We start from the raw sequence: 24,183 nt of genomic DNA, 5'->3' as shown, positions 1-24,183 counted from the left end.
TTTCGTGGATGGGTGGTGTCCAGGAGGGGAAGGGGGGCGGGAGCAGGCGGGTCTGGGTGGTGGCGCCCCGCGGGATCGACGACGGCGCGCGGAAGCCGACGTGCCCGCGCTCTCAGCGGGCGGCGGCGCGCACCACCAGGGCGGAGTTGAAGCCGCCCTGGCCGCGGGCGAGCACCAGGACGGTGCGCACTGGCGCGGACCGCGGGGCGCCGGCCACCAGGTCGATGTCGTACCGGTCGGCGAGCGAGGTGCCGATGGTCGGCGGGACGACACCGTCGCGGATGCTCAGCAGCGCGGCCGCGACGTCCAGTGGCGCGGCCCCCGAGTAGAGACGCCCGGTCATGGTCTTGGGCGCGGTGACCGGGACGCCCTGCGGCCCGAACGTCTTGGTGATGGCCTCGGCCTCGATGCGGTCGAGTTCGGGGATCGCGGCAGCGTCCGCGAAGACCACGTCCACGTCGGCGGGGCCGATCCCGGCGTCCCGCAGTGCACCGTCGATCGCCCGTTCGATGCCCGGGGCCCGGCCGCTGCCCGGCCGGGGGTCCATGGTCGCCGCGTGCCCGGCCAGCTCGCCGTAGACCTTCTCGGCGCCGCGCGCCCGGGCCCGCTCGGCGTCCTCGACCACCAGCAATGCGCCGCCCTCGCCCGGCACGTGGCCGCGCGCGGCGGAGTCGAAGGGCAGGTAGGCGCGCTCGGCGTCGTCCCCGCCGGCCAGCCGGCCGCTCGCCAGCTGCGCCACCCATCCCCAGGAGCAGATCGACGCGTCGACCGCGCCGGCCACCACCAGGGATGTGCCCTTGCGCACCTGGCGGCGGGCCTGGGCGAGCGCGTCGAGGCCGCCGGCCTGGTCGCTGATGACCACGCTGCTGGGGCCGCGCAAGCCGTGGCGGATGGAGATCTGCCCGCTGTTGACGGCGTAGAACCAGGCGAACGACTGGTACGCCGAAACGTACTTGCCGCCCTTGCTCCACAGCGCCTTCAGTTCGTTCTGGCCGAACTCGAAGCCGCCGGAGTGGCTGGCGGTGATCACGCCGGCCGCGTAGGCGGGCAGTTCCGCCGGGTCGATCCCGGCGTCCTGAAGCGACCAGTCGGCGCTCACCAGGGCCAGTTGGGTCATCCGGTCGGTCTGCGGCAGCAGCCTGCTGGGCAGGTGCTCCCCGGCGCTGAAGCCGTCGATCTCACCGGCGAGCCGCGACGGATAGTCCGAGGGGTCGAAGCGGGTGATGCGTCGGATGCCGCTGCGACCTTCGAGCGTCGCCGCCCAGTACTCCTCCACACCGAGGCCGTTCGGCGCGGCCACACCGAGGCCGGTGACGACCGCTGACGCGTTCACCGTCGGCGCCTGTGCGGGGCTCGCGTTCGCCTCCCGGGCGTTCACCGCAAGCGCGTTCACCGGGCGCTCCGATCGGGCCGGGCGAGCACCACAGCGCTCTGGAACCCGCCGAAGCCGCTGCCGACCGAGAGCACGCTGTCGGTCCGCCAGTCGCGCGCGGTCACCGGCACGTAGTCGAGGTCGCACTCCGGATCGGGGTTGTGCAGATTGGCCGTCGGCGGCACCACGCCGTGCTCCATCGCCAGCACGGACGCGGCGATCTCGATCGACCCGATAGCCCCCAGCGAGTGGCCCACCATGGACTTGATGGAGCTGACCGGTGTCCGGTAGGCGTGGTCGCCCAGGCTGCGCTTGAACGCGGCGGTCTCGTGCCGGTCGTTCTGCTTGGTGCCGGAGCCGTGCGCGTTGATGTAGTCGATGTCCTCCGGGATCAGCCGGGCCTCGTCGAGCGCCACCCGGATCGCCTCGGCCATCTCCGCGCCGTCCGGGCGCAGTCCGGTCATGTGGAAGGCGTTGGACCGAGTCGCGTAGCCGGCTACCTCGGCGTAGATGTGGGCGCCCCGGCGGCGCGCGCTTTCCAGCTCCTCCAGGACGAAGACGGCCGCGCCCTCGCCGAGGACGAACCCGGTACGGCTGGCATCGAACGGCCGCGAGGCGTGCTCAGGGTCGTCGTTGCGGGCCGTGGTGGCCTTGATCGCGTCGAAGCAGGCGACGGTGATGGGGGAGATCGGCGCGTCGCTCGCCCCGGCCACGATCACGTCGGCCACGCCGTCCCTGATCAGGTCGGTTGCGTAGCCGACCGCGTCGAGGCCGGAGGTGCACCCGGTGGACACGACGGTGCCCGGGCCCTCCGCGCCGACCGCCCAGGCGACCTCGCTCGCGAATGAGCTGGGCACCAGAAAGTTGTAGAGGTGGGGCACGGCGTACTCGTAGTCGACCAGGTCGAGACGGCCGCCGTCGCTGACCGCGCGGTACTCCTGGTCGAGTCCGGTGGTCGCGCCGACCGCGCTGCCGATGGTCACACCGATGCGGTGGGGGTCCAGGGCGGCGAAGTCCAGTCCGCTGTCAGCGACCGCCTCGCGGGCGGTGACCACCGCGAACTGCGCGGCGCGGTCCATCCGTCGGACCTCCTGCGGGGTGAGCCCGGACAGCTCGGCGTCGAAGTCCGCCTCGGCGGCGATCTGGGAACGGAACCGCGAGGGGTCGAAGAACGAGATCCGCCGGGTCGCGGTGCGCCCGTCGGTCAGCAGCTGCCAGAAGTCCTTGGCACCGATGCCGCCGGGGGCGGTGACACCGACTCCGGTGATGACGACCTGGCGGCCGCCCGGCCCGCTCACGAGGCGTTCCAGTGGTAGAAGCGCCGGGCCATCGCATCGGCCGGCGAGCGCCAGGTGGCCGGGTCGTAGGCCTCGATGTGCGGCTTGAGGTCCTCACTGATCCGGATGAACCGGGGGTCGGTCCTGGCGGCCTGGATGTGCTCGCCGCCGTTCTCGCCGGCGAAGTCCTGGAGGTGGAAGTACAGGCCCCGGTACGAGAACAGCTCGCGGCGGCGCGTGCCCATGAGGTGGGGCATCTCGGTGGCGTCGAAGGCGCCGAAGATCTCGGCGACGTCTTCGGCGGAGCCCGGTTCCATGCGGGCGACGATCAGGGTGCTGTACATGTCTGCCTTTCGTGGATGTCCTGGATCTCCTGGCTGTCCCGGCTTCACTGGTTTGCCTGGGACGGCCGGGGAGAGGGGAATGCGCGTCGGGCGGGGCCGAACCAGCGGCTCAGCGCCGCGGGAAGGTCGTGGTGGCTGCCGGGTCCGGCCCATGCGACGTAGCCGTCGGGGCGGATCAGCACCGCGGTGGTGGCATGGAGGGCGGGTGGGACGGTCACCTCGGTGTCGTGGGTGGCGGTGACGATGTCGATCCGTTCGCGCCAGGGCGCCGCGCGGCGGCGCAGGTGCGGGTTGTCCGCCAGGTCCAGCAGGACGCCGCGTCCGGTGTGGAGCAGGGCGGTGCTGCTGGTACGGCGCCCCCGCACGGTCAGCCCCAGGTGCGGCATGCGCACCCCGAGCAGCGGGTTCGGGCCGGGTCCCACGTCGTACCTGATCGACAGCCCGCTGACCTTGGCCGCGAGATGGCGCGTGACGTCCTCGTAGCGCACCAGCTCGGCCAGTACGTCGCGGAGCGGCTGGGCCTGCGCGCCGCCGAGGATCAACTGACTCTGGGCCGCGGTGTTGGCGAGCAATTCCTTGCCTACCGCGTGCCGTTCGCAGTGGTAGGTGTCCAGCAGCGACTCCGGCGCCGTGCCGTGCAGGACCGCTGCGAGCTTCCAGCCGAGGTTCACCGAGTCCTGGATGCCGGTGTTCATGCCCTGGCCGCCGGCCGGCAGGTGGATGTGCGCGGCGTCGCCGGTGAGCAGGACGCGGCCGCGGCGGTACTCGGCGGCCTGGCGCGCCGCGTCCGTGAAGGCGCTGACCCACACCGGCTCCGCGTGCGAGATGTCGTCCCCGGTCAGCCGCTTCCAGGTGTCGGCGACCTCCTGGAAGGCCGGCGGACCGCTGCGCCTGCGCGGCGGTGCGCCTCGCTCGCCGACGATCACCCGGTGGACGCCGCCGGGTAGCGGCGCCGACATCACCATCCCGGCGGACAGCAGCTCACCGGTCATCCGTGGCGTCACCTCGACGCCGCGGACGTCCGCGAGCAGGAGTTCGGTGGTCGCCGCGGTGCCGGGGAAGTCGAAGCCGCCGGCCTTGCGGACGCTGCTGCGGCCCCCGTCCGCGCCGACCAAGTAGTCCGCGCGCAGGGTCCGTTCGCCCTGCGGGGTCCCGACGCGTACGGCGACGGACGCGTCCTCCTCCCGGTAGGAGCGGAACTCGTGGCCCCGCTGGATGTCGGCGCCCAGCTCCCGCGCCCACTGCTCCAGGACGGTCTCGGTGACGGACTGCGGCACGGTCTTGGCCGACCGGTACGCCCCGTCCAGGACACCGAGGTCGAGCGGGACACCGCCGAAGTGCCCCTGCTCGCTCGTGGTGACGTCGCCGAGGCGGCGCAACAGTCCGCGCTGGGCGAACGTTTCGACGGTGCGGAGGGTCAGACCGATTCCGCGTGATTCCGCCGTCCTGCCGGAAAGGCGCTCCAGGACGGTGACCTCGATGCCCGCCAATCGCAGTTCCCCGGCGAGTGCAAGCCCGGCCGGACCGGCTCCCGTAATGATGACCGAGCCGCTCATACACCTCTCCCGTCTGAAGGGGTAATTGCGTGTGGACTCTTTCTGGAATTAGTTACTTGGCGGTGTGTGACGTTCCGAAAACGTCGGTCCGGATTTTCGCCGGACATCGATATCTTCCGTCATCGGTCGTGTCGCATTCAAGCAAAAAAATCAAGGGTATCTGAAAATGCCCGTCAGGAGAATGTCAAGTCGCTACACGGAACCTGGCATTTCGGGGGAGCGCCCTACTTCAGATTCCGGATTGAGATCCGGGGAAGACTTAAGAAAGCGTCAAGGGAACTACAGGTTCCTTGACGCTTCGCCGCGATACCGGTCTTCCCAACTGGCCTGGAATGCAGGACGGTTGCCGGGACTTTGCAGTGGCATGAAATGTGCCGGCGGACCTTTGAAGTGCGACGGGAGCCGGTTAACCTGCATGATAAATTTCGAGCGAACGCCACAGAGGCTTGGGAGTCATGCAGGTACTGGTAGCGGATTCCGGCGCCATCGGGGCCGACAGTCTGAGCGCCGAGTTGCATCGCCACGGATTTTCCACCGCGCTGTGCGGCACCGGAGCGGAGGCGCTGGAGAGGTACCCGAAGTTCGATTTCTTCCTCATCGACCTTGCGCTGCCCGACATTGACGGCCTGGAGGTCTGCCGATTACTGCGGGCGGCGAGCGACATACCCATCATCGCTTTCACCGACCCCGGTACCGACCTGGACCGGATCCTGTGCCTGCAGGCTGGCTGCGACGACTGCATGGCCAAGCCTTTTGGTTTCCGCGAGTTACTCGCCCGCATCGAGGCCGTACTGCGGCGCTCCGGTTCCCGGTCGGCGGCCCGCCTGCTGTCGGAGCCGATCGTGATCGGCTCGCTGTGCATCGACCCGGACACCCGGGAGGTACGGATCAACGGCCGGCTGATCAACCTCACCCGCATCGAGTACTGCCTGCTGCACGAACTCGCCTCGCACCCGCAGACCGTGTTCTCCCGCGCCCAGCTGATGGCCGACGTCTGGGGCTACCAGTACGACGGCCGGCCGCTGAGCGCCAAGGCCAGCCGCACCATCGACACCCACGTCAGCGCGCTGCGCAAGAAGCTGGGCGATCCCAGCTGGATCGTGACGCTCCGCGGGATCGGGTTCCGGATGGGACACGGCTGAGCGGACACCCCCTGAGCGCCACATCTCCTACCACCCGCACGGACGGCCGCCGGCCGCCGGACGACGACTCGACCCCGCCGCGCACCGAGCGCATGGCTGCTCAACGCCCCACCATCCCTCGCCCGGAAAGGCCACTCCATGCCCGGCTCACGCCCGCCTGCCGCTCTGCTCGCCTCCGCCGTCGTCCTGTCGGTGACGCTGGCGGCCTGCTCCTCGACGTCTTCTTCCTCCCCGTCCTCTTCGGGCGGTGACGCCAAGCTGCACGCGGGCGGCCACCTGACCTTCGCGCTCGGCTCGGACCCCCTGTGCGTCGACCCGCACCAGGCGGCCACCAACGACGCGGTGTACGCGGCCCGCGGGCTGGTCGACTCGCTCACCGACCAGGACCCCGCGACGGGCAAGATCGTCCCCTGGCTCGCCTCCTCCTGGGAAGTCGGCCAGAACGCCACGGCGTTCACGTTCCACCTGCGCGACGGCGAGACCTTCAGCGACGGCACGCCCATCGACGCGCAGTCCGTCAAGGAGAACCTCGACGCCGTCGTGAAGCTCGGCGCCAAATCGATCTTCGGGTCCGGCTACCTCAGCAGCTACAAGGGCACCGAGGTCGTCGACGCGCACACAGCCAAGGTCACCTTCGACCACCCCAACGCCCAGTTCCTGCAGGCCACGTCCACCACCACCCTCGGCCTGCTGGCCGACGCCAGCCTCAAGAAGGCCGCCGAGAGCCTGTGCACCGGCCCGCTGATCGGCTCCGGACCCTTCGTCCTGAACGGCTACACGCCCGGAAAGTCGGTGGAGCTGAGCCGGCGCGCAAGCTACAAGGGCGGCTCCGCCCTGGCGCGACACACCGGGCCCGCCCACCTGGACAAAATCAGCTTCAAGGTGGTCCCCGAGTCCGGCGTACGCACCGGCAGCCTCGAATCCGGTCAGGTCGACGTCATCGCCGGCGTCGCGCCGCAGGACGAGGCAGGACTGAAGAGCCAGGGCGAGAAACTGCTGTCCAGGCCGAACCCCGGCGTCCCCGTCGCCCTGAGCGCCAACGCCGCCAGGCCCCAGGCCGGCGACATCGCGGTTCGTCGCGCGCTGGAGATTGCCGTCGACCGAAAAGAGGTCGTCGACACCATCCTGAGCAGCAGCTACCGCCCGGCCACCAGCTCCCTGTCCAGCACCACCGACGACTACCGGGACAACTCCGCGCTGCTCGCCCACGACCCCGCGGGCGCGGAGCGGATCCTGGACGCAGCCGGCTGGAAGCCCGGCCCCGACGGCATCCGCGCGAAGAACGGCGTGAAACTCGACCTCAAGATCATCCTCGCGCCCAACTTCGGCCCCAACCAGTCCGTCCTCGAACTCGTCCAGCAGCAGCTGAAGAAGGTCGGCATCGGCGTCACCCTCAGAGTGCTGACCATCGCCGACTACCAGCAGGCCCAGAAGGGCGGCGACTACGACCTCGCCTGGGGCAACGGCACCCGCGCCGACCCGGACATCCTGCGCACCGCCTTCTCCAGCAAGCTGCTGAACCTCTCCCGCATCCAGGACCCCCAGCTGGAGAAGCTGCTCGACCAGCAGGCGTCCGCGGCCGACCCGGCCAGGCGCGCCGAGTACGCCGCCACCGCGCAGCGCAGGGTGCTCGAACAGGCCTACCAGATACCGGTGTTCGAGATGACCAGTGTCTACGCGCTCAGCTCCCGGGTGCACGGGATCACCCTCGGCTCCTCGTCCCAAGTCCAGTTCTACGACGCGTGGCTCTCCTGACCGGCTCTCCCGGCCGGCCGTGCTGTCCCACCTGCCACTGTCCCGCTCCGGCATCCCGAAGGCGATGATGAGGAACTACCTTCTGCGGCGGCTCTTCCAGGCCGTGTTCGTGCTGTGGGCCGCCTACACGGTGACCTTCGGCGTGCTGTACCTGCTGCCCGGCGACCCGGCGACCATCATGGCGGCGGGCGGCGGTGACGCGAGCACCGTCACCCCGGAGCAGACCGAGGCGCTGCGCCACCAGTACGGACTCGACCAGCCGCTCGCCGAGCAGTACGGCACCCGGCTGCTGCACGCTGCGCACGGCGACTTCGGCCGGTCCGTGCAGAGCGGCACCCCGGTCACCCACCTGATCGCGCAGGCGCTCCCGACGACCCTTCAACTGGCCGCCGCCGCCATGCTGTTGGCAGTGGTCCTGGGCGGCGCGCTCGCCCTGCTCGCGAGCTGGACCCGCAGTGGCCGGCTGCTGCTGTCACTGCCCGCGGTGGGAGTGTCGGCGCCCACTTTCTGGGTCGGGCTGGTCCTCGTCCAGCTGCTGTCGTTCCGATGGCGGGTCTTCCCGGCCTTCGGTGACGAGGGCCTCGACGCGCTGGTCCTGCCCTCCGTCACCCTCGCCCTGCCGGGCGCCGCGCTGATCGCACAGGTCCTCGCCAGGAGTCTGCGGACCGCGCTGGCGGAGCCGTACGTCCAGACGGCGCTGGCCAAGGGCGCGGGCCGGGGGCGGATCCTGTTCCGCCACGCCCTGCGCAACGCCTCTCTCCCGTCCCTGACCCTCATCGGCGTCATGACGGGCAACGTTCTGGGCGGGGCCGTCGTCGTCGAGACCGTCTTCGCCCGCGCCGGGATCGGACGCGAGACGGCGGCCGCCGTGACGGCGCAGGACATCCCGGTCGTCCAGGGCGTGGTCGTGCTCGGCGCCGTCGCGTTCGTGCTGACCACCCTCGCCGTCGACCTGATTCATCCACTGCTCGACCCGCGGATCACCACGACGACGCCCCGACCGGCGGTGGCGGCATGACCGAACTGACCATCCCTGACGCCGGAACGCCCGGCCCCGGCGAGGACGTCCCGGCGGCCGCGGCAGCCCCCGTCCGGGACGGCACGCGGTCCCGGACCGGCCGCCGCAGCGCCGGGTTCTGGCTGCGGCGGCCCGGCCTGGTGCTCTCCGTGCTGCTGATTGCGGCGGTGCTGCTCGCCGCGTTCTTCCCGGGCCTGCTCACCTCGCGTGACCCGCTGGCCGCGGCGCCGCGGGACAAGCTCCTGACTCCGCGCGCCGAACACCCCTTCGGCACCGACCAGTTGGGACGCGACCTGTTTGCCCGGGTCGTACACGGCTCGCTGCTCACCTTGCAGGCGACCGTACTCGCGGTGCTCGTCGGTCTCGTCGTCGGCTCACTGGCCGGGCTGGCCGCCGGGTACCGCGGGGGAGTCACGGACGACGCGCTGATGCGGCTGACCGACGTCCTGCTCGCCATCCCCGGCCTGCTGCTCTCGCTCGCGCTGGTGACCGCGCTGGGCTTCGGCACCGTCCAGGTGGCCCTCGCCGTTGGGGTGACCAGCATGTCGACGTTCGCCAGGATCATGCGCGCCGAAGTGCTCAAGGTCGGGCAGTCCACCTATGTGGAGGCGGCGCGGGCCTGCGGCACCCGGTGGCCGTCCGTACTGCTGCGCCACGTGCTGCCGAACGCCGCGGGCCCGGTACTGGTCTACGCGGCCGTCGACTTCGGCGCGGTCGTCCTCCAGGTCTCCTCGCTGTCCTTCCTCGGCTACGGCGCGCAGCCGCCCGCCCCCGAGTGGGGCTCGCTCGTCTCGGACGGCCGCAACTACCTCGCCACCGCCTGGTGGCTGACCACCCTGCCCGGACTCGTCATCGCGGCCACCGTGCTCGCCGCGAACCGCATCGCCCGCGCCCTCGACGGCGAGGACACGGAGGAGACACGATGACACTCGCAGGCACAGCTCCCGGCGAACCGCTTTTGGACATCCGGCAGTTGAGGATCTCCTACCGCACCCGGGCCGGCGCGGTGCCCGCCGTCCGGGGAATCGACCTGACCGTCCGGCCGGGCGAAGTCGTGGCGCTCGTCGGCGAGTCGGGCTCCGGCAAGAGCACCTCCGCCCAGGCAGTCATGGGGCTGCTGCCGCGCGGCGGCTCGCTCGACGGGGGCGAGATCCTGTTCGCCGGCGTCGACCTCGCGCGCGCTGACGAGCGCGCCCTGCGCGGGCTCAGGGGCCGCGAGATCGGCCTGATCCCGCAGGACCCGATGCTCTCGCTCAACCCCGTGCAGCGCATCGGCGGCCAGGTGGCCGAGGCGCTGCACGTCCACCGCCTCGCCGACCGGCCGGCCGCCGCGCGCCGCGCCGTGGAACTGCTCGACGAGGCGGGCCTGCCCGACCCTGCCCGCGTCGCCCGCGAGTACCCCCACGAACTGTCCGGCGGTATGCGCCAACGGGTGCTGATCGCCGTCGCACTCGCCGCACGCCCCCGGCTCGTCATCGCCGACGAGCCCACGAGCGCGCTGGACGTCACCGTCCAGCGCAGGATCCTCGACCACATTGCGGCACTGACCCGCGACCGCGGCATCGCGGTCCTGCTGATCACCCACGACCTCGGGATCGCCGCGGACCGCGCGGACCGCGTGGCCGTCATGTCACGCGGCGAGGTCGTGGAGACCGGCCCGGTACGGCGGGTCCTCCAGTCACCCGTCCACCCCTACACCCGCGCACTGCTGGCGGCGGCCCCCAGCCTCGCCCACCCCTCCCGGCCGGCGCCACCGAAACGGACCGACGACACGCCGCCCGCCGACCTGGTCGTAGCAGGCGACCTGGTCAAGGAGTACCCCACCCGCCGGGGCGACCGGAACCCTGCGCCGCGCGCGGTCGACGGCGTCAGCCTGCGGATCGGCCGCGGCGAGACGCTCGCACTGGTCGGCGAGTCGGGCTCGGGCAAGTCGACCACCGCGCGCATGCTTGTACGCCTCACGGCCCCGACCTCTGGCCGCGTGGTCTTCGACGGCCACGACATCACCCGCCTCGGCGGCAGCGAACTGCGCCGGCTGCGCCGCCGGATGCAGATCGTGTACCAGAGCCCGTATGCCTCGCTGTCACCGCGCCTGTCGGTCGCCGAGATCGTCTCCGAGCCGCTGCGTGCCTTCCGCATCGGCACCCGCGCCGACCGTGCGCGGCGTGCGACGGAACTGATCGACCAGGTGCGCCTGCCCGCCGCGCTCCGGGGCCGGCGGCCCGCCGAACTCTCCGGCGGCCAGCGGCAGCGTGTCGCCATCGCCCGAGCGCTGGCGCTTGGCCCGGACCTGGTGGTGTGCGACGAGCCGGTCTCCGCGCTCGACATGTCGTCCCAGGCGCAGATCCTGGACCTGCTCGCGGACCTCCAGGACGAACTGGGGCTCAGCTATCTCTTCATCTCCCACGATCTGGCGGTGGTCCGTCGGATCGCCTCCCGCGTCGGCGTGATGCGCAAGGGGCAGCTCGTCGAGACGGGCCCGGTGGACCAGGTCTTCGGCTCGCCCGCCCACCCCTATACGCAGGAGCTGCTCATCGCCGTACCAGGAAGCCTCGCGCATTGACGCACTCGCGCCCCCGCGTGGCTGCGGCGTACGAGTAAGGCCTCTCAACCCGGCATCGGGGCCGGGTCTGCGGCGGCGGGACCGAGCTCCAGGGCGATGACCGAGGTCGCCCGTCCCTGGAAGGTCCCGACGTCGCACCCGGTGAGCGCAGCCCAGCGGTCGAGGCAGTACCTGGCGCTGTTCGACGCGCAGCCTCGTACCCGCAACCGTCTGGGGCGCGATCGGAACCCCATAGGTGCCGTCCGATTCCTGATGGATCCGGTTGATGTGCTCGGCGAGCTCGGCATCCGCCCTCGCCCGGCCGGCCCGCGCGGATGCGCCGGCCGGCCACCGGTAGAAGCCGGAACGCGAGACCGCGAGTATCCGGCACAGCCGCTTGACGCCGAAGGCGCCACGGTGATCCTCGACGAACTGGAAGCGGCTGCTCACCAACTGGTCTCCGCCGCAGAATACTTCGCGGCCCTCGGCAGGATCTCCCGCTCGAGCTCGAGTTCCTTCACCCGCGCCCGCAGCTGCCGGTTCTCCTTCTCCATCGCTGGACGACCATCCGATCGAAGTGCAAGAGATCTGGGTGCGACGTCAGGTCGGCGCGAGTGGGCGGTCCCACTTGTGATTGCAGGCCATGCAGCAGGGCCCGGCGGATTCCGCCGGGCCCTGCCTCTTGCTGTACGCCCTTCGGCCCCGCGAGAGCTGTCATCGTCGGGCAGAAGGAAGTCCAGTACCTGACCCGTGGGCCTTGCCACCTTGCGGAGGTGCCCCGCTGCAACGGGGCCTCCTGCGTTCTGCGGTGCGTGTCCGGACCGGGACCTGCGCCTCTCTTGTACGCGTGCACGCACTTACGGGCGTCGAGTAAGGGACGTACATCTGTGAATAGGCCAGGCTCGCGATTCCGGCTACGCCGGACACCACCACACTGAGGGCGACACCTTTGGGGTGGGGGACCCCTTGCCGCGCCTTCTGACGGGTCAGCAGCCAGAACGCCCAAGCAGCCCACAGCACCAGGGTGATCCAGAGCCAGAGGAACGGGGTGTACGAGCGGCCCTGGATCTGTGTGAACAGGAACATCAGGTTCGTGACCGTCACGGTGCCCACGCCCACCAGGATCGCCGCGCCCGAGTAGCGCAGGACCCTCTTGCCCCAGTAGTCGCACACCGCGAGGGTCGCGACTGCTTCCACCAGTGCCGCAGTGAGGAAGGCGACCCCCATGACTCGGCCCCCGTACGCCAGCGCGTTGAAGGCGTCTGTGCTGCCCACGCGGAAGAGCACCGACGCGGACGCGAGAAGCCCCAGCGCCATCAGGACGCCGGCTCCTCGTCTGCGCCATTGCCGGTCGGGCCCCTCCGGCTGCCTTCCCTGGCCGCGCATCCAGCCCGGCACCGGCAGTAGCGGCCGGACCACGGCCCATTCCGCGTCCGTCATGTCCGAGGGATACCGCCGAACACGTTGCGGGTGATCGGCCGCATTCCCGAACCGGTGAGCGACACAATCACACGTCGGTGCAGCCGAGTTGAACTCCACCGGCGCGAGCGCCTACACCTGCGGCAACAGGGTCTCCTGAATCTCGGTTGGCTTCGCAACCCCGAGCTACCAAGAGGCCCTGTTCTCATGCCCGTGGCCAGCTGCGATCACCCGATCGAGACTCCCGTTCGACGCACACCCCTCGGCGGCGTCCGGGCGTCGACAGGTCTCGGCCCCACCCGCCAGCGAGGGACCGGTTCACCGACCGGGGTGACGCGATCGTCGCCCAGGGCTGCGGCTTCTGGGTACCGAATCCCATGGCCCACCCCTCTACCCGGGGACACATGTGGCACTGCCACATGCCTCGCAGCAGCAGTGACGCAACGCAGCTCATCCTCAGGGGGACTAGTGCCGCATCAGGCAACGTTCGCCCTGTCGAGGACGGTGCGTAGGCGCTGGTCGTCGGCGTGGTGGTTTCGCCAGATGATGTAGCGGCGGATCATGCTGCCCTGTTGCTTGTGGTCGGCGTGGTCGGTGCCGTCGAGGGTGAAGTGGCGCAGGGCGGTGAACTGGGCCTCGATACGGTTGAGCCAGGAGCTGTTGGTCGGGGTGTAGGCGATCTCGACGTTGTTCGCCGTCGCCCAGGTGCCGACCCGCTGGCATTTCTTCGTGGTCAGGTGCGGGGAGAAGTTGTCGCAGACGATCGCGATGCGGACCTTGGGCGGGTAGAGGCTGCGGAGGTAGCGGCAGAACTCCGGGAACTGGGTGCGCTTCTTGACCGGCTTGATGTGTCCGTAGAGCTTGTCCCTGGCCAGGTCGAGTGCGGCGAACAGGTGCCGCACTGCGCCGTAGCGGTGGTAGGTCGCCCGCCGTCTGCGGCGGGGTTCGCGGTCGGGGTCCTTGTGCCTGCCGCCGCGTTCGGCCCACAGGCGTCCGGGGTGGGGCATCAGGTTGAGCGGCCCGAACTCGTCCATGCAGAAGATGACTTCGGGTTCGCCGTCCTCGGGTATGACCTCGCCGTCGGCGATTGCGTAGAGGTGTTCGACGCGGGCTTTCTTCATGGCGTAGTCCGGGTCGCGGGAGGTCTTCCAGGTCTTCAGGCGTTGAAAGGAGACGCCTTCCTCGCGGAGCAGGATGCGCAGGCCCTCGTGGCTGATGTCGTCGACCACCCCCTCGGCGACCCCGGGGTGCCGTCCCACGAGGCGGCGACCCTGCTCAGCGATGGCGTGAACCCCACCTTCGCGAACGCCGCCTGCAGATCGACCGGACGCCAGATGTCGAGCTTGCCGCCGTCCAGCGCAGATTCCACTTCACCGCAAGCTCCCCGTGTCCGCGACCAGCCGCTGCCCGGCCCGCGCTCCCGACGACCGCCAGCGGTCCGCCTGCTCCAGATCGGCCTGGGCCGTCGCCAGATAATGGACTGTCGTAGTCGACCAGACGTGTCCGAGCAACCGCTGTACCTCCCCCTGACACACCAGCGGGGCACCCCGGGTTCTTCCGAGGCACCCCGTCTGATGTCGTGATCGTTTCAGCTCGTGATCACAGGGTTGAGCACTGCCCCTGCCGTGCACCGGCTACCGAGTTGGGATGCCCGTCGTTGGTGGGCGCTGGGACGTTTCCTGAGCAGATCAGGGATCCGCCGATGGTGTTCCCCTCGACTTCGGCCCGGGAGTCCTCGGGGAAGGGGCCGCTACCGGTCGTGCCCTGCACCTGTACCGAGCCTCCGACATGGTTGGCGACGACCTCCGCACCGCTGCGGTTGTCGGACAGCGCCAGCTGGCCGGTAATCCTGTTTCCGGCGCAGCCGTCGTCACCAGGGTCCCCGAGCACCACGAATCCGGTGGCCCTGGCGACGTTCACCGATCCGGTGACCGTGCTACCGCAGACGCCGAGCCGGGTGCCGCCCGAGGACAGGACGCTGCCCCGGATCGTGGAGTTGCTGATGAACAGCGCCCCACCGGCCGCGCCGTGTACGGTGCCGCCGATCGTGGCGTTGACGATGCAAGTGCTGCCGGTGCCCGCGAACACCGCGTTCGCGACCGATCCGGAGATGGTCCGGGTGCAGGTCACCGTCTGGGTCGTGGACTCCAGGCTGCCCGCCAGGTAGTTGGTGTCACCGCTGTACTGGGCCGTGATGGTATGGGCTCCGGGCAGTAGGTTCGAGGTGCTGACCTGCGTCCGGCTGCAGTTGGTGCCGCCGCCCAGCGACAGCGTTCCGGTGCCCAGGAGCGTGCTGCCGTCGCGGAACACCACCGTTCCGGTCGGTGGCGCTGGCGGGTTGGTGCTCGCGCCGGTGGCACAGACCGTGTCGGTGAAGGTGACGGCCTGGCCGAACGCCGACGGGCCGGCGGACGCCAGGGTCGTGGTGACCGGCGCCTGGTTCACCGTCTGCACCAAGGTTGTGGCGGTGCTGGGCTTGAGATCGCCGTTACCGCTGTAGGCGGCGTCCACGTGGTGCTGGCCCGGGCTCAGGGTGGCGATGCTGCTCGACATTGCCTGCCCGGTCGTGGTGTCCACCGGCACCGGGCTGCCGAGCGGGTTGCCGTCGACCTTGAAACTCACCGTGCCGCCGTCGGGCACGGGGGCAACCATCGCGGTGAAGCTCACCGGCTGGCCGTACACCGAGGGGTTGGCGGAGGACGCCAGCGAGGTCTGGGAGTCCTGCGGGGTGGTCTTGAAGAACATCGCGTCGACTCCCGGCGGCGTCGTGGCCGGGTTCGGCCCGCCGGCGTTGCCGGAGAAGGAACCATAGAAGACGTTGCCGACCGCCTTCATCTGCTGGAAGTCACCGAGGACACGCTGGGCGTCGTCACTGTCGCTTGTCTCCGGCGAGGAGAACGACTGCAGGACGGTGTCGGTGAACGTGACGCCGTGATCGGTGCTCCGGGCGAGATGCGCGGAGAAGATGGGGAAGCCCGCGGTATTGGGGCCGTCGGAGGTGGTGTACAGGACGCCAATGGTCCCGTCGGCGAGCACCGCCACCGAGGGGAGCGCCGCGTTAGTTGAGGTGGATACGTTGTGCTCCGCCCCGACGGCGAGACCGCCCGCTCCGTCGTCGGTGAGCCGCCGGATCCTGATCTGATTGTTGCCCGAGACGTCCGCGCCGTAGGCCACGTACACATCGCCGTCGGACGGGTCGACGGCGGCGTGGTCGATACCGCCGAGCAGGGCGTTGACCCCGCCGAACTTGTACGTTCTGCCCTGGTGGGTGTCGGCCGTGGCCACGGCGATGCCTTGCGGGTTGCCACCCAGCGTCCAGCCCGTCCCATCACCCTTCCACCGGTTGATCCGGAAGGTGATGTTCTGCGGATCGCCGGTCCCGGCACCGGTCTGGAAGAGGGTGTAGACCCAGCCGTTCCGCGGGTCGGTGGCCAGGCGGACACCGCCGCTTGTCGCATCGTTCGTGACAACCGTGCCCGGTGAGTCGGGCGCGGTGAAGTTGAACGGCTTGGCGGGAGACGAGACCGCAACCTGCGCCGCCGGAGAGGCGGCGGTGTCCTCGTACGAGACGTAGACGTCGTCCTGGTTGGCGTTGGACGGGTCGCGATTCACCAGCAGCCAGGGCTGGTCGGCGGTCGTGCTCGTGCCGCTGACGGGCGCGGTCGGGGTGCCGTTCCAGGTCCACGCTGCCGGATTGGTGGGATCGCCGGTCGATCCGACCACCACTCGGCTCTGGGTGCAAGGATTACTGGGGCACGTCAGGAAGGCACCGTAGAGCGTGCCGTCGCGGCCGTAGTCGACGGTCTGGTCGGCCGGACCATTCGCCTGGTCGGTGAGACCGGGGGGCGGGATACTGGTCTCGTTATCCCAGTTCACGCCGCCATTCTTCGAGTAGAGCAGGTCGGCGTTGGCGCTGCTGCTGCCACTGCCCCACTTCATATTGTGGAAGCGGGTGATGACGATCTGGTCGGGGTTGGCCGGGTTGATCGCGATGGACGGCTCGCCGCGGCCATTGGGGCTACTGGCGAGCGCGCTCGCGTCAACGACGGTCACCGGGGCGGCGCTCAGCCTCGACCTCGGCTGCCCCCCGGCCGGAATCCGCAAGTCCAACGGCGCGCCCCGCACGGTGCGACTCGCCGAAGCCGTCGAGGCACCGTCCGCCCACGCCCGCGAAGGCAGCAGGACCATGGGTACTGAGGTCAAACAGAGCGAGATGGCGGCAGCAAGAGCTCGTCTCGCCACAGTCGGCGCCTGGCGGAGCGCAGGCGCGTCTGTTCCGGGTAGCACGGGCGGGTCCCCTCATCGGTCGCACGGGTCGATCGCCAGGGTGCCGACGATTGCGGCCGGGTAGACGTCAGCAGCACTGCCGATCCATGCGTTTGCCTTTGCGAACCACTCGCGTGGCCCTGCTCGACCTGGTCGTCACCCTCGCCCTCCAGCTGCGCCGCCGTGGCCAGGCGGCCCGCGGCCTGACACTGGCCCTGTGCTTCGCCGGAGGCACCGCGTGGGAGAAGACTTGCCGTCTGCCGGAGGCCTCTGCACACGATGACGACCTGCGCACGCTGGCCTACGGCTGATCGATGCGGCAGGACTCCAGCGAGGACGCCTCACCGGAATCACGCTGAAGGGCGACGACCTGATCGCCGCAGACCAGGTTGCCGAGCAGATCAGCTTCGACCGGGCCCGCGAGGCCCGGCTGGTCGCCGAAGAGGTCAGCGACCGCATCCGCGCCAAGTTCGGGCCCGGCGCGATCCGCACCGCCACCACACTCCTGCGCGTCTCCTGACCCGTCCGACCCCGCCGCGGAGGCGAGACCCGTGCTGCTCCAACCGCCAGGACTCCCAGGCCTGTTGCCCCACACCTTGCCGCACTGGCCGTACGCCACCGTGGCGGATCAGGCGCTCGTCGACCGCGGTGTCCCGCCGAGCATCGTCCGAGTCGAGCGGCTTCCGGGCGAGCCGGTGCAGGCGTGCGGGATGGAGCAGGCCGGAGGCATCGCGGGCGACGTCGACGCCGTTCTCCACCACCAGCTCGGGCCTCACCAGCGTGACGTTCAACGTCTCCCTGGTGCCCCACCCGGCGGAGAACGACCAGGCCCGTCCATGGACGGCCGGGCCGGAGCAAGGAGGCCGGTGACTGCAACACCGCCCACTTCACGGCCGCGTGGAGCCCGCGGCGCGCCGGGTCCGGGTGGGTCGGAGACGGCTTGCTGCGGTGCGAGGTCAGGATCCCCGTTCTGGAGTGGATCGCTGGGCCCTGGATCGCGCGCCGCAGGCTGAGCTCTACCGTGTGACCTCTTCCGGTTCTGTGCTGGTCTCGTCCGCGATCAGCCCGTAGGGAGGCTGGTCCTCGTTGCGGCTGTAGCGGGCCACCACGTCGCCTTCCGCGAGGAGCGGCGGGCTGTTGTCGGCGATGATGAGCTGCGCTTTGGTGCCTCGGGCAGCGAGCCAGACAGAGAGGTGATGGTAGAAGTCGTCGATCGCGACGGCATCGGCGATCACGGCATCAAAGGTGCCGCCGCCGTGGCCGAGGTTCTTCTGCGGGCTGTCGATCATGAGGAAGCCTGGGTGCGCGGCGCCGGTCTCGACGGCGATCTCGAAGACGGCCAGCTGCCAGGCCAGGGGCAGCAGTGTGCGGGCGCCAGAGGACGCCTCCTGGTAGGGCTCCCCGCGCACGAACGGTGTGAGGTTGGACTCGATGAAGGGCTGGCTGAGCTTGGGGTAGCGCCACTCTCGCAGGAGGTCGCCGTACCGGCGGCTGACTTTGGTGATGATCCGGTCTCGGTCGTACGCGGCGTCACCGAGCTGTGCGAGTTCCTCCTTCAGGCGGGCGATCTGCGCCTCGTGCCGCTCCACCGCGGCAGCGCGCTTGGCAAGTCCCTCCTGGAGTTTTGCGGTGCTTTCGGCCTGGTCGATGAGGCGGAGTACATGCTCCCGTCGGCGGTGGAGGTCGTCGCGGGCGGCGAGGAATGGCGACACCGAGGGCGAAGTCGCCTCGTCCAGAGCGGCGGCAGCCTGCTCCTCAAGAATTGCCGTTTCTTCGGCCTGCAGTTTGAGCGAGGGCGGCATAGCCGATGGGGACGACACCGCGCGCGCTGAACACCATCGGGTCGATCCGAGGGAAGAAGGGGTCCGAGGAGTCGGATCCGCCGCCGCCCACGGCCTGGTCGATCGGGCCGCTCCACCAGGTCACCGCGAGGCTGGCCTGTCCGACGACGGTCATGGTGGCGAGGCCGAGCTTGGTCGCGAGCGCTCCTGGCCGCCGCCGGGGCGGGGCTGCGGGTGATGGCGTCGGCCCCGCTGCACGGCGGTGAGCTCCCCGGCATGGTCGGCCAGGAGCTCGCCGACCTCATCCGGCCGGGCCTGACCCCCGCACAGGCGTGCGTCCTGGCGGTGGCGTCATGCCCAGGAGTGACGGACGTCCTTCTCGCCGCCTCTGGTGCGCCACACTGGAAGGAGGCGGCCGACGCCGTCGCCCAACCCTCCCTGACCGCCGCCCAGTTGCGGGAGATCACTGGTGTACTCGCCTCCCCCTGACCCGGACACCGAACAGCGCATGCGCACCCACCACGCGCGTACCGCCAAGGCCCTGGACGTCCAGGTGGAGCCGGGCGCGGAGTTCTGGGGCTGGGCCGGGCGCACCCTGGGTGCCCCGGCCCGCACCACTACGGGCGCGCCCGTATGGCTGCGCCTGGTGTCCGCGCCGGAAGACAAAGCCGCGGGGAAGCTGTGGGACGGCGCCCTCGATGCCCAGCACGCCTTCGGCGACCTCGACGGCCACCGGCCCGCCCTCCTGGCCGTCCACGACGCCGTCGACGACGGCACCGCCTACCGGGCGGAGCTGTCGGTGCGCGTCGATGAGCCGGTCCTGTCCGACGATCCGATCCTCCAGCACGACCTCCAGCTGCCGGACTCCTGGTGGAAGGAGCTCTCCGGGTCGCTGGAGAAGGTGTCGGCCGTCGACACCGGCCGTGTCGCCGTACGACAGCAGTACATGGACCGGGCCATCCCTGAGTTCGTGGGCATCCCGGCACCCGCCGTGACCCGTTTGAGCACCGCCCACGCTGACGTTCACTGGGCGAACCTCATCGCGTCGCCCCTCCGGATCTTGGACTGGGAGGGATGGGGGCGCGCGCCTGAGGGGTTCGATGCCGCCACGCTCTACGCCTACACGCTGCTCCGGCCGGACACCGCCGCCCGCGTCCGCGAGACCTTCCCCGTCCTGGGCAGCCCGGCCGGCCTCGCCGCCGAAGCGACCGTGTGCGCCCAGCTGCTCCAGACCGTGAGCCGCGGCGACAACCTCAATCTGGCCGACCCGCTGCGGAACTGGTCCGAGGAACTGCGCCGACGCTGATCCGCCGAACAGCCGCGGCCCGGGCCAGTGAGGTTGCTCTACAGGGCGCCGTACGAGGCGCCGTACGAGGCGCCTCAAGTACCTTGCCACGGGCCGTCTCACGAGGCGCTGACCTGCATGCATGGGGCCGACAGCGAAGGTCGCGACTGCCGACTACTTCTGTACGACACCCTCTTCGGCCGACGCCGGTGTCCTTGGACAGTGAAGCCAGTCGCCCTGTCATCCAATCGAGGCGTTTGACACCGAGCCCAGGCATCCATGCCCTCGCGCCGCCCCCGACCGGCCGGAGGATCCCAAAACGATGGTCCGCAGGCGACGTTGCGGGAAAGAATGGCCGCCATGACGTACGAAGGCTCCTCCATCGACCCGGCCAAGCCCAGCATCGCTCGCGTCTACGACTACCTGCTCGGCGGCAAGGACAACTACGCCGTGGACCGTGAGATCGGCGACGTGTTCAAGCGCGACCTGCCCGGTTCGGTGGCCATCGCCTTCGCCAACCGCGCGGCCCTGACCCGGGCGGTCAGGGAGATCGCGAAGACCACCGGCATTCGGCAGTTCATCGACCTGGGCAGTGGCCTGCCGACCGCGGACAACGTCCACCAGGTCGCGCAACGGCACGCCCCCGAGTCCCGAGTCGTCTACGTCGACATCGACCCCCAAGTGCTGGTCCACGGCCGCGCACTGCTGGAGAACAACGACCGGACCCGCGTCGTCGCGGTCGATGTGCGCAACCCCGAAGGCATCCACACTCACCCCGACACCCTGGAAATCATCGACTTCACTCGTCCCGTCGCCGTCATCCTCAGCGCCATCCTCCACCACGTCAACGATGACGAGGACCCGGCTGGCATCGTCCGCTACTGGCGAGACCACGTCCCCTCCGGAAGTTACTTCTTCATCAGCCACTTCCGCTCCGGCAACAACCCGGAGACCGCGGAGGCCGAGAAGGTCCTCCAGCAGACGTTCGGCCGCGGCCGGTGGCGCACCGACGCGGAGATCGCCTCCCTGCTGGACGGCCTGGAGATCCTCGACCCCGGGATCGTCCCCGCGTCCCTGTGGCGTCCCGACGAGAGCGACAACCCGTGGAACAGCGGCGAAAGACGAGAGCTCACGGTCTGGGAACACCTCATCGCCGCCGGACTGGCCCGGAAAGCCTAGACGTGTTCCCCGGATGACGATCGCCGGGCAGCTGTGCCTTTGGCCGGCAGGTCGCCGGGGTGGCGAAGCTCCTCGGCATCGACGTCGGCAAGTGAGCGGATTGATGTCCTGCTCGACCGTACCGCCCAGACCCTGGCCGCGTGGCTGCACGAGTTTCCCGGGGCCGAGTACGTCTGCCACAACGGTGGGATTGATGTTGCGACGGGCTGGTCCATCGTGCCTGGCGAAGCCGAGGACTCCTCGCCTCCCTGTGGCGGGTGGCCACAAGGCAGACGCCTTGACGTGAAGTCAGTCGCCCCAGATCAGAGCGACGACGTCGACTGACTTCAGTGTCGAAGGACACCCCCGCCGAGCGGCTCACCCCCGCCTGCGCGGGGAGGACCCGTGTGTCTGTAGGCACTTTTTTGGGCTCCACTGCACGGAGTTTCTTTTGGCTCCATAGGCGAGCTGGAGGGGGCATGCGGGGAGGTTATTCGCGCCCCTGTAGCAAGGTGATTCGGCCCCACTTCGATCGGGTGGTTCTGCTGGTCCGGGTGGGTGCGTCAGACGGGGTGTTCGACCGTGGCTGGCCAGACGCCCCTTTTGGACAGGTGGAGCACGAGGGCCGCGATGTTCCAGGCATCGTCCTCGCCCCGGTGGTGACGGCCTTCAAGCCGCCGCCCGGCGATTTCCAGGGCCTGTGCCATGCCGGGGCGTTTGCGCAGACCATACGCCTCGGTGAAGACCGCCTTGGCGTTGGTGTGGTGGCGGCCGAAGGGGTAGGGCGTCCGTGTGGCCTGGCACTGCCGGGTGAACTGGTGTCGGTCGTAGTCGCCCCAACTGACCCACGGTCGGGTGCCTGCGCGGTGCTCAGCCGCCAGCAGTTCGCACGCCTCGGCGAAGCTGACCCCCTGATCGACTTCGTGTGGGGTGAGGCCGGTCAGCTCCGTGCAGAACTCGCTAACCGTGGACCGGACGGGCCTCACCAGGATCCGGTGCCGGGCGAGGCGCTCACCGGCGTCCAGTTCGATGACGGTCAGTCCGATCTCGATGATCTCGCTGACCGCGCCAGGCGGCTGGGAACCGGCCCAGCAGGTCGCCTCGACGTCCACGACGTTGACGAGGTGCTCGGTCCAGGTGCTGTCCATGGCGGGAGCGTAGGGAGGGGCGGCGGCTGGGGCACCTGGTTTTCGGGGCTGCCCCGACGCCGGCCCGCTCTATACCGTCCTCACCTGTGTCGGATTCCACCAGAACACCGCGCCGACGGCCCGCAGTGAAGCACTGGAAACGAACAATTCGCCTTCAAGGACTACGAGAACCACCCAAGACTCGCAGAACGCTCTCTGGCATGGCCTCGCCGTGTGTGGAGCCAGATCAACTTCTCACGTCGTGGGGCCACTTCCGGTCCGTGCACTGGAGCCCAAGAATGTGCTTACACACAACCCGTGCATCACGGGCGTCAGCTGGTACGAGGGCGGCTCACCCCCGCCTGCGCGAGGAAGACTCCGGAGGGAGGCTGCTGTAGGCGTTCACGGCCGGCGCACCCCCGCCTGCGCGGGGAGGACCCGGGGGAACCCTGGCCGGGGTGCCGGGCCTTGGGCGTGCCGGCCCAGGCACTGTCCTCCCGGCCGTGTGGGGTCGCCGGCGCCCCGGTGGCCGCCGGTTACGAGATGTCCACCCGGTCTGCCTCGGCCGGTGCTCCCGTCGGGGCGCGCAGAGCCGGTCGCCGCGGGGGCGGCAGCAAGGTGCCCGCCAGCGTTGCGGCGACGCCGAGGCCGGCGGCCACCGCCATTGCCGCTCCGAAGCCGTCGCTGAAGGCCGCGGCGGAGGTGTAGCCACCGGTGGCGGCGAAGACCGCGGCGGTGATCGCGACGCCGAAGGCTCCGCCGAGCTGTCGCATCGTGCTGTAGGCGCCGGAGGCCTTGCCGATGTCGGCGGGTGTGCTGGTGCTGACCACCGCTTTGGTGACGGCGGGGATCGCCAGGGCGAAGCCGATGCCCGCGAGGCTCAGCGGGACGACCTGGGGCGCGTACGAGAGGTGCGGGGCTGCGATCAGGGCGATCCAGGCCGTGCCGATGGTCTGCAGGGCGAGGCCGGCGACGACGAGAGAGCGTTCGCCCCAGCGGTCGGCGAGTGCTCCGGTGCGCGAGGCGAGCAGGACCACGAAGGTGCCCCACGGGAGCAGCCGCAGACCGGCGCCCAACGGGCCCTGGTCCAGAGTGACTTGCTGATACTGGGCGATGAAGAACACCGAGGCGGACATCGAGCCGCTGAGCAGGAACATCACTGCATTGCCCGCCGAGAACGCCCGGGAGCGGAACAGCCGCAGCGGCAGCATCGGCGTACGGGCCCGGGACTGCCACACCAGGAAGACAACGACCAGGACCGCTCCCCCCGCCAGCGCACCCGTCACCTCCCCGCTGCCCCAGCCCGCCGCATCCGCCCGGACCAGGCCCCAGACGAGCCCGAACGCGGCCAGGGTGAAGAGCAGCAGGCCCGGGAAGTCCACCGCCGTGCCCTGGCCGAAGCCCTCCTTGATCCGGGCGAGCACGAAGGGGATCGCGACCAGGCCGACTGGCACGTTCAGCCAGAAAATCCACTGCCAGGCCAGTCCCTCGGTGATCACGCCGCCCAGGACCGGGCCGAGCAGCACAGCGAGGCCGGTGACGCTGCCGTAGATGCCGAGCGCCCAGCCGCGCCGCTCGGGCGGGAACGCGGCGTTCAGCAGGGCCAGGGCGAGCGGCATGACGGTCGCCGCGCCGATGCCCTGGACGGCGCGCGCCGCGATCAGAGTGCCGGTACTGGGGGCCAGCGCGCATGCGGCCGACGCCACGGCGAATAGGGCGAGCCCGGCGACGAACAGCCGCCTGCGGCCGAAGCGGTCGCCGAGCGACGACGCGGTCATCAGCAGGGCCGCGAAACTGAGGGTGTACGCGTTGATCGTCCACTCCAGGTCCTCGATCGACGCATGCAGGTCGCGCTGGATCGCGGTCAGCGCCGTGGCCACCACCAGCAGGTCGAGGACGACCATGAACGAACCCACCGACGCCAGCGCGAGCGTCCACCGCTGCGCCGCCGTGACGGACTTCTCGTTGCTGTTCACTGGTGCTCCCGTCGCCGTGTGTCTGCAGTCGTGCTGTCGGTGGTGAAGACACGGGGTGGTCCGGAAACTGGGCGGCGAACGGTCGCGGATTCTGCGATCGGCTGTGGATTGCGCGGACGGTCGGGATTCGGCGACCAGTTTCGGCCGCCGTGGGTGTCATAACTG

19 protein-coding genes and 1 pseudogene are annotated in these 24,183 nt (G+C 70.1%); 9 read left to right on the top strand and 11 right to left on the bottom strand.

Annotated features, from left to right (window positions below):
- Positions 1 to 112 precede the first annotated feature (112 nt).
- Genes ACFZDJ_RS27965 through ACFZDJ_RS27950 form a run of 4 tightly spaced genes read right to left on the bottom strand, consistent with a single transcriptional unit; the run spans position 113 to position 4,549 of the window.
- The gene (locus ACFZDJ_RS27965; RefSeq protein ID WP_390939975.1) at positions 113 to 1,333 is read right to left on the bottom strand and encodes a beta-ketoacyl synthase N-terminal-like domain-containing protein; all 1,221 of its coding nucleotides are present in this window, start codon (positions 1,331 to 1,333) and stop codon (positions 113 to 115) included.
- A 56-nt stretch (positions 1,334 to 1,389) separates the two neighbouring features.
- Complete coding sequence (locus ACFZDJ_RS27960; RefSeq protein ID WP_390939928.1) at positions 1,390 to 2,670, bottom strand: beta-ketoacyl-ACP synthase II; 1,281 nt, start codon at positions 2,668 to 2,670, stop codon at positions 1,390 to 1,392.
- Positions 2,667 to 2,993 carry a TcmI family type II polyketide cyclase gene (locus ACFZDJ_RS27955; RefSeq protein WP_099918119.1) on the bottom strand — a complete coding sequence of 109 codons (327 nt, stop codon included), beginning with the start codon at positions 2,991 to 2,993 and terminating at the stop codon, positions 2,667 to 2,669. The genes ACFZDJ_RS27960 and ACFZDJ_RS27955 overlap by 4 nt, the downstream gene beginning before the upstream one ends.
- Positions 2,994 to 3,037: 44 nt before the next feature.
- Positions 3,038 to 4,549, bottom strand: coding sequence for an FAD-dependent monooxygenase (locus ACFZDJ_RS27950; RefSeq protein WP_391062768.1), 1,512 nt, complete (start codon positions 4,547 to 4,549; stop codon positions 3,038 to 3,040).
- A gap of 455 nt (positions 4,550 to 5,004) precedes the next feature.
- On the opposite strand from ACFZDJ_RS27950, the gene ACFZDJ_RS27945 reads away from it, so the two are divergent.
- The 5 genes from ACFZDJ_RS27945 (at position 5,005) to ACFZDJ_RS27925 (ending at position 11,027) form a co-directional block, all read left to right on the top strand.
- Complete coding sequence (locus tag ACFZDJ_RS27945; RefSeq protein ID WP_099918117.1) at positions 5,005 to 5,691, top strand: response regulator transcription factor; 687 nt, start codon at positions 5,005 to 5,007, stop codon at positions 5,689 to 5,691.
- A 138-nt stretch (positions 5,692 to 5,829) separates the two neighbouring features.
- Positions 5,830 to 7,446 carry an ABC transporter substrate-binding protein gene (locus tag ACFZDJ_RS27940; protein ID WP_391062765.1) on the top strand — a complete coding sequence of 539 codons (1,617 nt, stop codon included), beginning with the start codon at positions 5,830 to 5,832 and terminating at the stop codon, positions 7,444 to 7,446.
- Positions 7,447 to 7,513: 67 nt separating this feature from the next.
- Positions 7,514 to 8,464 (top strand): ABC transporter permease subunit, encoded by a 951-nt coding sequence (locus ACFZDJ_RS27935; RefSeq protein WP_390939973.1) that lies wholly within the window; start codon positions 7,514 to 7,516, stop codon positions 8,462 to 8,464.
- Positions 8,461 to 9,390, top strand: coding sequence for an ABC transporter permease subunit (locus ACFZDJ_RS27930; RefSeq protein ID WP_390939922.1), 930 nt, complete (start codon positions 8,461 to 8,463; stop codon positions 9,388 to 9,390). The genes ACFZDJ_RS27935 and ACFZDJ_RS27930 overlap by 4 nt, the downstream gene beginning before the upstream one ends.
- Positions 9,387 to 11,027, top strand: coding sequence for a dipeptide ABC transporter ATP-binding protein (locus ACFZDJ_RS27925; RefSeq protein ID WP_391062762.1), 1,641 nt, complete (start codon positions 9,387 to 9,389; stop codon positions 11,025 to 11,027). The genes ACFZDJ_RS27930 and ACFZDJ_RS27925 overlap by 4 nt, the downstream gene beginning before the upstream one ends.
- A 693-nt stretch (positions 11,028 to 11,720) precedes the next feature.
- Here the strand turns inward: ACFZDJ_RS27925 and ACFZDJ_RS27920 are convergent.
- The 3 genes and pseudogenes from ACFZDJ_RS27920 to ACFZDJ_RS27910 form a co-directional block, all read right to left on the bottom strand.
- Positions 11,721 to 12,446: a hypothetical protein gene (locus ACFZDJ_RS27920; RefSeq protein WP_391062759.1), complete on the bottom strand. Its 726-nt coding sequence runs from the start codon at positions 12,444 to 12,446 to the stop codon at positions 11,721 to 11,723.
- A gap of 455 nt (positions 12,447 to 12,901) precedes the next feature.
- Positions 12,902 to 13,666 (bottom strand): annotated as a pseudogene (locus tag ACFZDJ_RS27915) (transposase); the annotation flags it as partial.
- A gap of 358 nt (positions 13,667 to 14,024) precedes the next feature.
- Complete coding sequence (locus ACFZDJ_RS27910; RefSeq protein WP_391062757.1) at positions 14,025 to 16,478, bottom strand: Ig-like domain repeat protein; 2,454 nt, start codon at positions 16,476 to 16,478, stop codon at positions 14,025 to 14,027.
- A 332-nt stretch (positions 16,479 to 16,810) separates the two neighbouring features.
- Here ACFZDJ_RS27910 and ACFZDJ_RS27905 point away from each other — a divergent pair, with 332 nt between their 5' ends.
- On the top strand, positions 16,811 to 17,002 hold the full coding sequence (locus ACFZDJ_RS27905; protein WP_391062755.1) for a hypothetical protein: 192 nt from the start codon (positions 16,811 to 16,813) through the stop codon (positions 17,000 to 17,002).
- A 705-nt stretch (positions 17,003 to 17,707) separates the two neighbouring features.
- Here the strand turns inward: ACFZDJ_RS27905 and ACFZDJ_RS27900 are convergent.
- Complete coding sequence (locus ACFZDJ_RS27900; RefSeq protein ID WP_391062753.1) at positions 17,708 to 18,403, bottom strand: hypothetical protein; 696 nt, start codon at positions 18,401 to 18,403, stop codon at positions 17,708 to 17,710.
- Between the two features lie 43 nt (positions 18,404 to 18,446).
- The gene (locus tag ACFZDJ_RS27895) at positions 18,447 to 18,647 is read right to left on the bottom strand and encodes a hypothetical protein (protein WP_391062751.1); all 201 of its coding nucleotides are present in this window, start codon (positions 18,645 to 18,647) and stop codon (positions 18,447 to 18,449) included.
- Positions 18,648 to 18,709: 62 nt separating this feature from the next.
- On the opposite strand from ACFZDJ_RS27895, the gene ACFZDJ_RS27890 reads away from it, so the two are divergent.
- The 3 genes from ACFZDJ_RS27890 (at position 18,710) to ACFZDJ_RS27880 (ending at position 20,936) form a co-directional block, all read left to right on the top strand.
- Positions 18,710 to 18,961 carry a hypothetical protein gene (locus ACFZDJ_RS27890; protein ID WP_391062748.1) on the top strand — a complete coding sequence of 84 codons (252 nt, stop codon included), beginning with the start codon at positions 18,710 to 18,712 and terminating at the stop codon, positions 18,959 to 18,961.
- Positions 18,942 to 19,778, top strand: a complete 837-nt coding sequence (locus ACFZDJ_RS27885) for a hypothetical protein (protein ID WP_391062745.1) — start codon at positions 18,942 to 18,944, stop codon at positions 19,776 to 19,778. The genes ACFZDJ_RS27890 and ACFZDJ_RS27885 overlap by 20 nt, the downstream gene beginning before the upstream one ends.
- 330 nt (positions 19,779 to 20,108) lie before the next feature.
- Positions 20,109 to 20,936: an SAM-dependent methyltransferase gene (locus tag ACFZDJ_RS27880; protein WP_212728154.1), complete on the top strand. Its 828-nt coding sequence runs from the start codon at positions 20,109 to 20,111 to the stop codon at positions 20,934 to 20,936.
- Positions 20,937 to 21,478: 542 nt separating this feature from the next.
- Here ACFZDJ_RS27880 and ACFZDJ_RS27875 read toward each other — a convergent pair.
- Together ACFZDJ_RS27875 and ACFZDJ_RS27870 are read right to left on the bottom strand one after the other, a co-directional pair.
- On the bottom strand, positions 21,479 to 22,063 hold the full coding sequence (locus ACFZDJ_RS27875) for an exonuclease domain-containing protein (RefSeq protein WP_391062741.1): 585 nt from the start codon (positions 22,061 to 22,063) through the stop codon (positions 21,479 to 21,481).
- 515 nt (positions 22,064 to 22,578) lie between these two features.
- Complete coding sequence (locus tag ACFZDJ_RS27870) at positions 22,579 to 24,018, bottom strand: DHA2 family efflux MFS transporter permease subunit (protein ID WP_391062739.1); 1,440 nt, start codon at positions 24,016 to 24,018, stop codon at positions 22,579 to 22,581.
- Positions 24,019 to 24,183: the final 165 nt, after the last annotated feature.

Source organism: Streptomyces sp. NPDC007896, from assembly GCF_042959425.1.
GTDB lineage: Bacteria > Actinomycetota > Actinomycetes > Streptomycetales > Streptomycetaceae > Streptomyces.
Note: the sequence above shows the minus strand (reverse complement) of the source record. Positions and strands in the feature narration are given on the sequence as shown.

What these genes read in the sequence shown, in the direction of transcription:
- ACFZDJ_RS27945 (WP_099918117.1), top strand. Translation starts at nt 5,005, where the DNA reads ATGCAGGTACTGGTAGCGGATTCCGGCGCCATCGGGGCCGACAGTCTG.
- ACFZDJ_RS27940 (WP_391062765.1), top strand. Translation starts at nt 5,830, where the DNA reads ATGCCCGGCTCACGCCCGCCTGCCGCTCTGCTCGCCTCCGCCGTCGTC.
- ACFZDJ_RS27955 (WP_099918119.1), bottom strand. Translation starts at nt 2,993, where the DNA reads ATGTACAGCACCCTGATCGTCGCCCGCATGGAACCGGGCTCCGCCGAA.
- ACFZDJ_RS27930 (WP_390939922.1), top strand. Translation starts at nt 8,461, where the DNA reads ATGACCGAACTGACCATCCCTGACGCCGGAACGCCCGGCCCCGGCGAG.
- ACFZDJ_RS27895 (WP_391062751.1), bottom strand. Translation starts at nt 18,647, where the DNA reads ATGACCGTCGTCGGACAGGCCAGCCTCGCGGTGACCTGGTGGAGCGGC.
- ACFZDJ_RS27880 (WP_212728154.1), top strand. Translation starts at nt 20,109, where the DNA reads ATGGCCGCCATGACGTACGAAGGCTCCTCCATCGACCCGGCCAAGCCC.
- ACFZDJ_RS27935 (WP_390939973.1), top strand. Translation starts at nt 7,514, where the DNA reads ATGAGGAACTACCTTCTGCGGCGGCTCTTCCAGGCCGTGTTCGTGCTG.
- ACFZDJ_RS27875 (WP_391062741.1), bottom strand. Translation starts at nt 22,063, where the DNA reads ATGGACAGCACCTGGACCGAGCACCTCGTCAACGTCGTGGACGTCGAG.
- ACFZDJ_RS27925 (WP_391062762.1), top strand. Translation starts at nt 9,387, where the DNA reads ATGACACTCGCAGGCACAGCTCCCGGCGAACCGCTTTTGGACATCCGG.
- ACFZDJ_RS27950 (WP_391062768.1), bottom strand. Translation starts at nt 4,549, where the DNA reads ATGAGCGGCTCGGTCATCATTACGGGAGCCGGTCCGGCCGGGCTTGCA.
- ACFZDJ_RS27920 (WP_391062759.1), bottom strand. Translation starts at nt 12,446, where the DNA reads ATGACGGACGCGGAATGGGCCGTGGTCCGGCCGCTACTGCCGGTGCCG.
- ACFZDJ_RS27890 (WP_391062748.1), top strand. Translation starts at nt 18,710, where the DNA reads ATGGCGTCGGCCCCGCTGCACGGCGGTGAGCTCCCCGGCATGGTCGGC.